We start from the raw sequence: 12,186 nt of genomic DNA on the forward strand, positions 1-12,186 counted from the left end.
GCGCCGACCTGGCGCCGACCTGGCGCCGGCGTGGCTTGGCGTGGCGCCGGTACCTCCGGGCGCGGGGCCGCCGTCACGGCCGCCCCGCGCCCGGAGAGGTCACTACCTGGTGACGGTGATGACCGGGCTGGTGATCTTCTGGTTGGCGCTGTCCAGGTACACCACGTAGGTGTCGTCCTTCTTCGCCTTGCCCGGCAGCCTGAAGGTGTAGGTCAGGCGGCCCAGCTCGTCCGCGGTCCGGACGCCGATCGAGTCGTCCCTGTCGTGCCCGTTCCCCCTGTCGCGGTCGCCGGCCTCCCTCAGGAAGACGGACACGCGCTCGTCCGGGTCGTAGCCGTACGCGGAGATCTTGAGCTCGCCACGCGTCTCGACGGTGGTCCTGTCGACGGTGACCTGCTCGCCGACGGTGTTCTCCGGCGTGCGGATCTCGTTGACCGTACGCTCGCCCGCCTTGTTCTTGCGGATGACGAAGCCGTCGTGGTGCTCGCCGTTGGCGTAGCGGGCCTCGAACGTGATGCGGTCGGCCTCGACGTCGATCAGCTGGTAGAGCTGGGTGTTCTGGCTCCGGCTGACGACCTCGGCGCCGTTGCCGGTCCAGTTCTCGCCGTTGTTGAGGTCGTACATCTTGCCGCCGGAGACGGACACGACGTAGGCGACGCCGTTGTTGACCGTGACCGACTTGCGGGCGGTCGCCACGTTGCCCCGGCCGTAGGAGTGGTCGTGGCCCTGCAGGACCAGGTCCACGCCGTACTTCTCGAGCAGCGGGCCCCACTGGGCACGTACGACGGGGTTGTTGCGGGTGCCGGTGGTGGAGTAGACGGGGTGGTGGAAGGTCACCACCGTCCACTTGTTCGGGTTGTCCTTGAGCAGGCCCTCCAGCCAGGTGGCCTGCGCGGCCATCAGGGCCGGGTTGCCCTGCACGTTGGAGTCCAGGCCGATGAAGCGCACGCCCTGGTAGTCGACGGTGTAGGCGGTCTGCTTCAGCTCCGGGTTACCCGGCCCGTTGTCCGGATAGGGGAACTGCGGCCGCCAGAAGGTGGACAGCCCGCCGCTGTACTCGTGGTTGCCGGGGATCGAGATGTTGTTGACCTGGCCGTCGATGAAGCCGGCGGCCTTGTACCACTGGCCCCACTGCTCCTCGCTGTTCGCGGAGTCGATGAGGTCACCGGCGTTGACGATCATCTTGGCCTGCGGGCGGTCGGCGAACGCCTGGCGGAAGACGCGCGGCACCGCCGAGTCGATGTAGTTCTGCGCGTCGCCGTAGTAGATGAACGAGAACGGCCGCAGGTCGGCCGCCGCGGTGGTGAAGTCGCTCCACTCGGCCCAGTTGGTGCCGTCGCCGACCCGGTAGGTGTACCGGGTGTTCGGCTTCAGGCCGGTGAACTCCACCGTGTGGTAGGTGGAGGCGTACCCCAGGGTGGTGTTGACCGGGGTGCTGACGGCCGCCTTGACGTTGACGACCGCGCCCGCGGCGGGCGCGACCTCGCCGAGCGCCCGCGGGGCCTCGAGGATCTCCGCCTGCGCCGACTCGGCGTCGGCCACGGCCCGCCAGGTGACCTTCTGGCTGGTCGACGGGGTGGTGGTCGGGGTCAGGATGACCCGGTCGGGCATGGGGGAGGGCTTGTGGATGTCGGCGGCGGGATACTTCGGCGGCGCGGCCGCGCCGAACGCCACCGGGCCGAACGCCAGGCCGCCGAGGAGCAGCACGCCCGCGCCCGCCGCCGTCAGCTTCGTTCGCCGGGGTCCGGCGGGCCGGGGCATGTTGACTTCGCCCATCATGAGCTCTTTTCAGGGGAGGAATCACATTCCACCGAGGGAGTGCGGTGGACGTCCGTATTGATCCAGAAAAGATCATCAAATGCCCATATGGAGCATTGCGCCCGGATGAACATGCTCCCTCGGAAACCTGTGAACCCGGCCGTACCGCCGATGTCGCCGGAAGTCCGCGCGCTCGCCACCCTCCGTTGCCCGCGCGTTCCGCGGATCACGCCTATGGTGTGGCCGACCAGCCGTCGAACAGCGGAATCGCTCCCCGGGTGAAGAGCCGCTTCCCGAGGAAGAGGACGCCCCGTTGACCGTCACCCGCCAGGCCGGCACCCGGCGGCCCGCCCGCCGCCGGACCCTGCTTCTCGGCCTCGTGGCGCTCGGGACGCTGTTCCCGCCGCCGACCCCGGCGGCGGCGCCGACGATCAAGGACGAGACCTTCGTCACCGCGCGGACGAGCGGGATCCTGCACATCGAGGCGGGGGAGTGCTTCACCGATCCGGCGTACTCCGGGGAGGCGGCGGAGGTCGTCGTGCTGTACACGCCCTGCCACGAGCGGGCGGCCAACCAGTCGTACGGCTTCGTGCACGCTCCCGACGGCGAATGGGATCCGGCCGCGCTGGGCGCCTTCGCGTGGCGGAGCTGCCGGCGGGGATTCGACAGCCACTGGAGCGGCGAGTCGGCCTCGGGGCTGAACTTCTACCCGGTCCTGCCGACCCGGGAGACCTGGGCCGGCGGTGACCGCGACGTCATGTGCGTGGTCTACAGTCCCGACGGCCCGATGGACGGCTCGGCACTTCCCGCGGCGAGCTGAGCCCCGTTCACGCCGGAGCCGGTCCCCCGTGCCGCGTCGCCTCCGGACGAGGGAGCGCCCAGGGTTCTCGCGGCGTGGTCACAGGCAGGACGGCAGCCATCCCCTGGCGGTCGCGAGGTATCCGGCCTGGAACCGGCTGCGAGCGTCGAGCCGTTCCATCAGCTCGGCGGTGACGCGCCGCAGGGTGCGGACCGAGACGTCGAGCCTGCGGGCCACCGCCTCGTCGGTCAGCCCCGTCGAGAGCAGGCGGAGCACCTCGCGTTCCTGGTCGCTGAGGCCCTTCTCGTCGCGCCTGCGCTCCTCGCCGAGAGGGGCGGCGGCCCCCCAGGTCTGCTCGAACAGGGCGATCAGGGCGGCGACGACGCCCGCCCCGCGCAGCAGGACCGCTCCAACGCTGCTGTCGGCGGGGTCCGTCGGCAGCAGGGCCGCCCGCCGGTCGAAGATGAGCATGCGAAGCGGAAGGCCGGGGGTGGTGCGGACCTGGCCGCCGTTCCCGGTGAGCCAGGCCGCGTATCCGGTGGTCGCCTGGTCGTTGCGGACGCTGTCGGGGTAGACGATGCGGATCGCCACGCCGCGGTCGAGCAGAGCCTCGTCCAGCGGGCGGCTCGCCATGATGTTCTCCGGGGTCTGGGCGCTCTTGGGCTCGAACCCGAGCAGCTCCTGCCGGCACTCGGCGACCAGTTCCTCGATCCTGCTGCGGATCGTGTCGATGCCGACGAGCGCCTCGGAGCCGTCGTCCTGGCGTGCCGGGTGCTGGTCGCCGTAGGCCGCGATCATCTGGGCGACGGCCGTCCGGCTCCGCTCGATCTCCTGCTGCTTGGCGAGCAGCGCGGCCTCCTCCCTGGCCAGCAGCGCGGCCAGCCCCACCTCCGGGCGGACCAGGCGCAGCACGTCCGGCTCCTCCCACGAGGGGCGCAGGAGCGACAACCTGGCCAGCTCGTCCAGGGTGGCGCGGATCCGGTGGACCGGCCATCCCAGCTCCAGGCTCAGCTCGGTCACCCCGTAGGAGGGGTTCTCCAGGATGGTGCGGTAGACGGTTTCCTCGGCGGACCCGATGCCAAGCAGCATGAGCACGACCCCTCCACGGTTCGAGCATGACCGAGACGCGATCCGATGGGCGGGGCCCACGACGATCGCAGTCTGAAACTAGCCGGGCGCAGTGATGACCGGGTTACGCGACCGCCCCCGCTCCCTTTGGGGCACACCGGTTCACGGGGGTTCGCGGGGCGTCGCCAGGGGGCCGGCCGGAGCCGGGACGCGAAAGCGCGGCGCGATGGCATGATCCTGCCACGCCATGGACCTGCCAGGGGAAACACCTGGTGGATTCGCCGCGCGCGAACCACGGTCGATTCATGTATCTCATCAACGCGCGCCTACGCGCCCCCGAGATCGAAGGCCGCCCGGCCCCGGCCGGCGGGCGGATACCCGCGCGTGAGCTCCGGCGCCTGCTCCTGGCGCTGGCGGAGCCCGCCGACGGGATAGAGCACATCTACGGCGAGGAGCATCCCGCCGGAATCCGTCTCGGGCTCTTCATCCGCAGGCCCACCCTCGACGAGGCCGAGAGCGCGGCGGCCCGGCTGTGCCTGCGCGCCCTCGACGGCGTGCCCGAGCTCTCCGGCTGGTCGCTGGTGGCCTGCGGAACCGATCTCGACCTCGCGCTCGGGCGCCTCGAGACGTTCGACGAGGAGGCCTGTCAGCGTCCTGCCATTGCAGCGCGCTGACAGGCTCCGGGGCTTCCGGAATCCGGCTGGGTCGACCAAGAATCGAAGTGTCAGAACGAAGCAGGAAATGTCCGGAAAAGTTAATCCGGGGCACGCCTGCGAAACAGGAAAAGGGCGCCGAGAATCGCCGGTCGAAAGGAAAGAAGAACAATGAGCACCACGGTCCGATCCATCGCCCCCGCCCTCGGCGTCCGCTCGCTCACCGCCGTCCCCGTCACCGCGGCCGTGCCCGGAGGGAGGGCCGGCCTCGCGGCCACCGCGTCCCTCGTCGCGGCCCTCGCCCCGGCCGGCGGAGCCGGCTGGCAGTGAGCCGACCAGGAGAAACCCAGCAAACCATTCGTCACGGGCACCGCGCCCGAGAAGTCGTCCGGGAGGCGACCACCGTGAAGCACCAGGAAGTCGAGTTACTCGCCCTCGGCGCAGGGCCGTCCAACCTCGCCCTCGCCGTTGCCCTCGAAGAGCTCGCTCCGGAACTGGCCACCAGAACGCTGATCATAGAACAGCACGGGGACGTGGTCTGGCAGCGCGGAATGCTGCTGCCCTGGACCCAGAGCCAGGTCTCCTTTCTCAAGGACCTGGTCACGCTGAGAAATCCGCAGAGCAGATTCTCCTTCGTGAACCACCTGCACTCCGTGGGAAGGCTCAGCGAATTCGTCAATCTGGGCAGTTTCACCCCGTATAGAATGGAGATCTCCAATTACCTGCTCTGGGTGGCGCAGTCGCTCGCCCAGGTGCGCATCGAGTACGGCCGGCGCTGCGTGGCGGTCGAGCCGGTCATGGCCGAGGACGGCGGCGTCGAGCGGTGGGTCGTCCGGCTCGCCGACGGCTCGACGATCGGCTGCCGCACCCTGGTGGTCGGCGCGGGCCGTGACGCGCACGTCCCCGAGGTGTTCGACACCCTCCCCCGCGAGCGGATCATCCACAGCACCGAGTACAGCCGGAAAATCGCCGGGCTCGACCACGACGCTCCGCACCGGGTCGCGGTCATCGGCGGCGCGCAGAGCGCGGCCGAGATGCTGTGGGCCACCCACCAGAGCATGCCCAACGCCCAGTGCACGATGATCATGCGCTCCATCGGCCTCAACGGCTACGAGAGCAGCAAGTTCACCAACGAGCTCTTCTACGCCTCCTTCGTCGACGAGTTCCACCGCTCGCGCCCCGAGGCGCGGCGCCAGCTCCTCGGCGAGATGCACCGCACCAACTACGCGGGCCTGTCCCCGGGCCTGCTGGAAAACCTCTACCGGCAGATCTACCTGGAGCGCCTCACCGGACGGGAGAGGATCCAGATGATCACGATGGCCGAGATCGCCGGGGCCAGGCTGGAGGGCGACGAGATCGTCCTCACCCTCCAGGACAGGAAGAGCGGCGGCTACGACGAGCTGCCCTGCGACGTCCTGCTGCTCGGCACCGGCTTCGACCGCCGGATGCCCGCGCTGATCCGCGACCTCGCCGCCAGGGCCGGTCTCGGCGAGATCGGCGTCGACCGCTTCTACAAGCTGTCCCTGCCCGCCGGTTCGGGCGCCTCCTGCTACCTGCAGGGCGTCAACGAGGACACGCACGGCATCGCCGACTCCCTGCTCAGCACGCTGGCCAACCGGGCGGAGGAGATCGTCCACGACATCCGGGACAGCGCCGCCGCCGCCGAGCTCCTGGCGCCGTTCGCCCTCCCGATCGCCTCCTGATCCTCTCCGAACCCTTCGAGGAGAACCCCCGTGGACCTCCGTACCTATGACCCCGCCCACCTGCGCCGGGACAACGGCCTGCTCGCCAAGCGGCTGATGCCCTGGCAGACGCTGAACGCCCCCTTCGAGGGCGCCTGGTGCGTCATCGAGCCCGGCACCGCCTCGACCCGGCACGCCCACCACGAGTACGAGATCTTCATCGCCGTCTCCGGCGAGGCGGTCCTGGAGAGCGAGGGTGAGCGCGCCCCCTTCTCCGCCGGGGACGTCGCCTACTTCCCGCCCGGCACCGACCACCGGGTCGTCAACGACGGCACCGCCTCCTTCGAGATGTACGGCATCTGGTGGGACCACGACATGACCCGCGTGTTCGAGAGTCGTCACCAGGAGGAGACATGACGGAGACGATCGTCATCGCCGCGACGCCGACGCCCAACGGGGACCTGCACGTCGGCCACATGGCCGGCCCCTACGTCGCCGGCGACGTCTACGCCCGCTACCTGCGGGCCGACGGCCGCCCCGTCAACTACAACACCTGCACCGACGACAGCCAGTCGTACATGATCTCGACCGCCCGCAGGCACGGCACCACGCCCGCCGAGCTGTGCTCGGCGTCCACCGCCGCCATCCAGCGGTCGGTGGAGGCGATGGGCATCTCCCTGGCCCCGATGCCGCCCATCGACGACACCTACCGCCGGACCGTGCTCGACTTCGTCACCGCCCTCCACGAGCGGGGCCGGTTCGAGCCGCGGACCGTGCGCATGCCGTACGCGCAGAACGCGGGCACCTACCTGTTCGACGGGCTGGTCAAGGGCGAGTGCCCGGCCTGCCTGACCGAGAGCTGCGGCGGGTCGTGCGAGGGCTGCGGCCACCCCAACCACTTCGACGACCTGGGCGACCCGCGCTCGGTCCTCGACCCCGCCGACCCGGTGACCTCGCGCGAGGTCACCGTCCTGGTCCTGCCCATCGAGAACTACCGGGAGGAGCTCACCGCCTACTACGCCGCCCGCGAGCACACCTGGAGGGGACACAGCAGGCAGCTCATCCGCGAGATCCTGGCCCGGCCGCTCCCGGAGATCCCGATCACGGTGCCGTCGCCGGGCTGGGGGATCGACGCCCCGTTCGCCGAGACGCCCGGCCAGATCCTCTACCCGTGGGTCGAGGCGATGCCCGCCTCGATCTACAGCACCTGGAAGGCGGCCGGCGAGCCCGAGGGCCCCGTCGACCGGGCCTGGCGCGCGGAGAGCGGCAACAGCCTCGTCTACTTCCACGGGTTCGACAACGTCTACTTCTGGGGCATGGTCGACCTGGTCATGCTGCTCGCCCACGGCGACCGCTACCTCACCCCCGACGCCAACGTCTGCAACGAGTTCTACGAGCTGGAGAACGAGAAGTTCTCCACCAGCCGGGGCCACCTCATCCGCGGCGCCGACCTGGTCGCCGAGGTGCCGCGCGACCTCGTCCGCTTCTACCTCGCCCTGACCTGCCCGGAGGACCAGCGGGCCAACTTCACCAGGGAGGGGCTCGACAAGGTCACCGCCCGCAGGCTGCGCGAGCCGTGGAACGCGCTCGCCGACCGCCTCGACGCCCTCGTCACCGACCCGGGGGAGGAGTTCAAGGTCACCGACGCCGGGCGCCGCCGGGCCGCGGTCGTCGTCGAGAGGTTCAGGCTCTGCTACGACCTCACCTCGTTCAGCCTGACCAGGGCGGCGGACGGCATCGTCACCCAGCTCGCGAGGCTGCTGACCGCCGAGCGCGACGAGCCCGGCGACCTCCTGATGGAGGTGCGCGCCTTCCTCTCCTGCGCCGCTCCCATCCTCATCGACGTCGCGGCCGAGGCCGAGGCGGCCGGTGTCGAGCTCACCCTCGACACCTCCGCCGAGACGATCGACGCCTTCCCGCTACCGCGACTGCCCGGGAGCCCCCGATGAAACTCCTCGCCATGGAAGCCCGACAGAACGCCACCTACTACCGCTCCCGCTACCAGCAGGTGCAGGACTACGGCGCCGAGCTCTACGTGCTCAACGGCATCGGCACCCCGGACTTCTGGCCAGGCGACCACTACCGCGTCGTGGGCTCGCAGAACATCGACGACCTCATCACCGAGGCCAAGGAGTGGCACGAGCAGGAGCGCTTCGACGGGATCATCACCTTCTCCGAGTCGGGCGTGACCACGGTCGCGGCCGTCGCCGAGGCGCTCGGCCTGCCGGGCGTGGGCGTCGAGGCGGCCAGGACCAGCCGCAACAAGCTGCTGATGCGCGAGGCGCACCGCAGGCACGACGCGCCGCACCCGGACTTCCGCTTCGTCACCGAGCTGGACGCGGCGCTCGGCGCCGCCGCCGACTTCGGCTACCCGGTCATCCTCAAGCCCACTCTGGGTGCCGCGAGCAACTTCGTGTTCAAGATCGACGACGCGGAGGAGATGGCGAAGCTGTTCCCCCAGGCGCTGGCCGGCATCGAGGGGATGTCGTGGTTCGAGATGGAGGCGCACGGCCTCGACCTCGGCCCGCACGGCCTGCTGGTCGAGGCCTTCCTCGACGGGGACGAGTTCCTCATCGAGGCCGTGGCCTGGGACGGCGAGGTCTACCTCGGCTCCATCGTGGACCGCATCACCGTCGAGGGGGGCACCTTCGACGACGACGTGCACCACGGGCCGACCTCGCTCACCACCGAGCAGGTGGCCGCGGTCCACCGCGTGGTCAGGGCCGGGGCGCACTCCCAGGGGCTGCGGCGCAGCGTGCTGCACGCCGAGGTGCGCTTCCACCGGGGCGAGCCGTACCTGCTGGAGATCGCGATCAGGCCCGGCGGCGGCGGGCTGGACCTCATCGCCGGGATCACCGCCGCGCACAACCCGATCCGCGCCGTCATGGACGTGGCCAGGGGCGCCGCGCCGCGGGTGCGTCACTACCGGCCGACCGGCGTCCACGTCACCGCGATGTGCCTGATGTGCGACGCGGGCCGGATCACCGCGATCGACGTGCCGGCCGAGGTCTCCGAGTCCGACAAGGTCTTCTTCCTCAAGATCACCGCCAGCCCCGGGGACGTCGTCCGGCGCCCGCCGGAGGGCAACAGCATCCTCGGCTTCCTGGGCACCACCGGCACCTCCCTGGAGGACGCCAGGGAGACGATGCTCGACTACGCCTCCAAGATCAACGTCACGCTCGCCCAGGACGGAGAAGTGTCATGACACAGCTGATCGAGGAGGCGCCGTCGCGGACCCTGCGCGTCGCCCGCACCCGCCGCTACCTGATGTGCCCGCCCACCCACTTCGACGTCGTCTACTCCATCAACCCCTGGATGAATCCCGGCAAACCGGTCGACGGCGCGCTGGCCAGACTCCAGTGGGACGGCCTGCTGCGCGCCTTCCGCGCCCTGGGCCACCAGGTGGAGTTCATCGAGCCGCTGCCCGGCAACCCCGACATGGTGTTCGCCGCCAACGGCGCGACGGTCATCGACGGCAAGGTGCTGTCGGCCAGGTTCCGGTACGAGGAGCGGGCCGCCGAGGGGCCCGCCTACCTGGAGTGGTTCCGCGCCCGCGGCTACAAGACCCGCGAGGCGGTCCACGTCAACGAGGGCGAGGGCGACTACCTGCACGCCGGAAGGTACCTGCTGGCCGGCACCGGCTTTCGTACCGACATCCGCTCGCATCGCGAGGCGGAGAGGTTCTTCGGGATGCCCGTGGCGGGGCTGCGGCTGGTCGACCCGCGCTTCTACCACCTCGACACCGCGCTGGCCGTGCTCGGCCGCGACCAGATCATGTACTACCCGGGGGCCTTCTCCAGGGAGAGCCAGGGCGTCCTGCGCGTCCTGTACCCCGACGCGATCATCGCCAACGAGGCCGACGCCGAGGTGTTCGGGCTGAACGCCGTCTCCGACGGCCGCCACGTCCTGATGCCGCCCGCGGCCACCCACCTCATGGGCGAGCTGCGCGAGCGCGGCTACGAGCCCATCGGCGTCGAGCTCTCCGAGCTGCTGAAGTCCGGCGGCAGCGCCAAGTGCTGCACCCTCGAACTCAGGGCGGCCCACTCATGATCGACTACAACGGGCGCCGCTTCACCACCGGCGGCGTCCCCTCCGGGGAGAGGCACCCGGTCGCCCTGTACCGCCAGGACGGCGACCTGCTGTGGGGCGAGTTCTCCGGCGGCCACGCCCGCCGGGGCAGCCTCACCGGCCTCTGCGCCCCCGACGGCACCCTCGACTTCGCCTACACCATGGTCCTCGACACCGGCGCCGTCGTGTCGGGCCACTGCCGCAGCACCCCCGAACTGCTCCCCGACGGCCGGGTCCTGCTCCACGAGACGTGGGAGCGCTTCGGCGCCCACGCGAGCAGCGGCGTCTCCCTCCTTGAGGAGATCGACCCCGACACCTTCACGCTGCCCCACCAGAGGATTGAGAGCCGACCATGACCCTGAACACCATCGCCCGCCCGAACGTTGAGAAGCCCGTCAAGGGCGGCACGGTGACCTGGGCCTGCGCCCCCGGATTCCCGCCGTCCATCATCTTCCCCTTCACCCCGCCCGAGCGCTTCGGCACCCGCAATCTGCTCGAGTTCCAGATCCTGATGTACCGGCCGCTCTACTTCTTCGGCACGCACGGCACCCCCGAGGTCGACTACGACCTCAGCATCGGCGAGCCCCCGCAGTGGAGCGAGGACGGCCTCACCGTCACCGTCACCGTCAAGCCCTGGAAGTGGTCCAACGGCGAGACGATCTGCGCGGACAACGTGCTGTTCTGGGTGAACATGATGGCGGTCAAGGGTGAGCGCTACGGCGAGTACGTCCCGGGCTGCTTCCCCGACAACCTCGTCTCCTACGGCAAGCTCGCCGAGGACAAGGTCTACTTCACCTTCGACAAGGTGTACTCCAAGCGCTGGGTGCTGATGAACCAGCTCAGCACCATCACCCCGATGCCCAAGGCCTGGGACCGTACCGCCGACGGGCCCTCCGACGCCTCGTACGGCCTGGAGAACGTCGCCGCGGTCTACGACTTCCTGATGGGCGAGAACGGCGGCGTCATCGAGGAGGACAACTCCGACCGCGTGCACTGGGCGACGAGCCCGGTGTGGAGCGTGGTCAGCGGCCCATGGCGGCTGAAGAGCTACACCATGGAGGGCGTCGTCACCTTCGTCCCCAACGAGCACTACTCCGGGCCGAACAAGCCGCACCTGGACGAGTTCCGGCAGGTCCCCTTCATGTCCGACGGCGAGGAGTACCGGAAACTGCTGGAGGGACCGGACGGGCCCGACGGCATCCAGGTCGGCTACCTGCCGCTGAGCTTCAGCACCGAGCCGACCGACGACCCCACCAAGGGCGGCCCCAACCCGCTGGGCGAGCACTACACGCTGGTCCCGCAGGCGGCCTTCTGCATCCGCTACATCCCGCTCAACTACAACAACCCGACCGTCGCCGGCAAGATGCTCGCCCAGACCTACATCAGGCAGGCGATGCAGCACGCGCTCGACCAGGACCGGGCGGCCCGCGACATCTACCACGGCTACGCCTACCGGCAGGACGGGCCGGTGCCCCGCTACCCGGTGAGCGACCTGGTCTCGCCCACCCTGCAGGGCGCGCCGATCCTGCCCTTCGACGCCGGGCGGGCCCGCGAGCTGCTGGAGGCCAACGGCTGGGACACCAGCACGACGCCCGCCGTCTGCGTCAACCCCGGAGAGGGCCCCGGCCAGGCGGGCGCGGACATCCCCGGCGGCACGAAACTCAGCTTCTCCCTCAGGTACGCCGAGGGACGCCCCGCCCTCACCCGCCTGATGGAGCAGTTCCGCGACGACGCGGCCAAGGCCGGCATCGAACTGCGGCTGCAGGAGGTCTACGGCTCGGTCCTGGTGGCCGAGGACGCCCCCTGCGTCGTCGGGCCCGACAGCCCCTGCCTGTGGGAGCTGAGCACCTGGGGCGGCGGCTGGGTCTACCACTACCCGAGCGGCGAGATCCTCTTTCGGACCGACGCCGGCGGCAACTTCGGCCACTACACCGACCCGAGGGCCGACGAGCTCATCGACCGCACCCTGACCAGCGACGACCCCGCCGCCCTCTACGAGTACCAGGACTACATCGCCGAGCAGGTGCCCGTCATCTTCATCCCGAACTTCTCCCTGCGGCTGTTCGAGGTCTCCAACAGGCTCCGCGGCTTCGAGCCGATCAACCCCTTCGGGATGATCAGCCCGGAGAACTGGTACTACGTCGAGAGCGGTGACTGA

The 12,186-nt window shown here is 70.1% G+C and carries 12 protein-coding genes; 10 read left to right on the forward strand and 2 right to left on the reverse strand.

Annotated elements, in window-relative coordinates; genetic code table 11:
• Positions 1-102: 102 nt before the first annotated feature.
• Positions 103-1,776, reverse strand: coding sequence for a fibronectin type III domain-containing protein (locus ACVCAG_RS06765; protein WP_440082506.1), 1,674 nt, complete (start codon positions 1,774-1,776; stop codon positions 103-105).
• 295 nt (positions 1,777-2,071) lie between these two features.
• Here ACVCAG_RS06765 and ACVCAG_RS06770 point away from each other — a divergent pair, with 295 nt between their 5' ends.
• Positions 2,072-2,578 (forward strand): hypothetical protein, encoded by a 507-nt coding sequence (locus ACVCAG_RS06770; protein WP_440082507.1) that lies wholly within the window; start codon positions 2,072-2,074, stop codon positions 2,576-2,578.
• 78 nt (positions 2,579-2,656) lie between these two features.
• Here ACVCAG_RS06770 and ACVCAG_RS06775 read toward each other — a convergent pair whose 3' ends face one another.
• A complete protein-coding gene (locus ACVCAG_RS06775) occupies positions 2,657-3,646 on the reverse strand; it encodes a LuxR C-terminal-related transcriptional regulator (RefSeq protein ID WP_440082568.1) in 990 nt (329 codons plus the stop codon).
• A gap of 284 nt (positions 3,647-3,930) precedes the next feature.
• Between ACVCAG_RS06775 and ACVCAG_RS06780 the strand changes: the two genes are divergently transcribed.
• The 9 genes from ACVCAG_RS06780 (at position 3,931) to ACVCAG_RS06820 (ending at position 12,186) form a co-directional block, all read left to right on the forward strand.
• Complete coding sequence (locus ACVCAG_RS06780; protein WP_440082508.1) at positions 3,931-4,299, forward strand: hypothetical protein; 369 nt, start codon at positions 3,931-3,933, stop codon at positions 4,297-4,299.
• Between the two features lie 150 nt (positions 4,300-4,449).
• Positions 4,450-4,608: a hypothetical protein gene (locus tag ACVCAG_RS06785; RefSeq protein WP_440082509.1), complete on the forward strand. Its 159-nt coding sequence runs from the start codon at positions 4,450-4,452 to the stop codon at positions 4,606-4,608.
• A 74-nt stretch (positions 4,609-4,682) separates the two neighbouring features.
• On the forward strand, positions 4,683-5,981 hold the full coding sequence (locus ACVCAG_RS06790; protein ID WP_440082510.1) for a SidA/IucD/PvdA family monooxygenase: 1,299 nt from the start codon (positions 4,683-4,685) through the stop codon (positions 5,979-5,981).
• A gap of 30 nt (positions 5,982-6,011) precedes the next feature.
• Positions 6,012-6,377: a cupin domain-containing protein gene (locus tag ACVCAG_RS06795; protein ID WP_440082511.1), complete on the forward strand. Its 366-nt coding sequence runs from the start codon at positions 6,012-6,014 to the stop codon at positions 6,375-6,377.
• On the forward strand, positions 6,374-7,909 hold the full coding sequence (locus ACVCAG_RS06800; RefSeq protein ID WP_447189591.1) for a class I tRNA ligase family protein: 1,536 nt from the start codon (positions 6,374-6,376) through the stop codon (positions 7,907-7,909). Before ACVCAG_RS06795 ends, ACVCAG_RS06800 begins: the two co-directional genes overlap by 4 nt.
• Before the next feature lie 11 nt (positions 7,910-7,920).
• Positions 7,921-9,165, forward strand: a complete 1,245-nt coding sequence (locus tag ACVCAG_RS06805; protein WP_440082513.1) for an ATP-grasp domain-containing protein — start codon at positions 7,921-7,923, stop codon at positions 9,163-9,165.
• Positions 9,162-10,010: a dimethylargininase gene (gene ddaH, locus ACVCAG_RS06810; RefSeq protein WP_447189592.1), complete on the forward strand. Its 849-nt coding sequence runs from the start codon at positions 9,162-9,164 to the stop codon at positions 10,008-10,010. The genes ACVCAG_RS06805 and ddaH overlap by 4 nt, the downstream gene beginning before the upstream one ends.
• Positions 10,007-10,384, forward strand: coding sequence for a hypothetical protein (locus tag ACVCAG_RS06815; RefSeq protein WP_440082515.1), 378 nt, complete (start codon positions 10,007-10,009; stop codon positions 10,382-10,384). The genes ddaH and ACVCAG_RS06815 overlap by 4 nt, the downstream gene beginning before the upstream one ends.
• Positions 10,381-12,186, forward strand: a complete 1,806-nt coding sequence (locus tag ACVCAG_RS06820) for an ABC transporter substrate-binding protein (RefSeq protein ID WP_440082516.1) — start codon at positions 10,381-10,383, stop codon at positions 12,184-12,186. The genes ACVCAG_RS06815 and ACVCAG_RS06820 overlap by 4 nt, the downstream gene beginning before the upstream one ends.

The sequence above is a fragment of the Streptosporangium sp. G12 genome, from assembly GCF_052983175.1.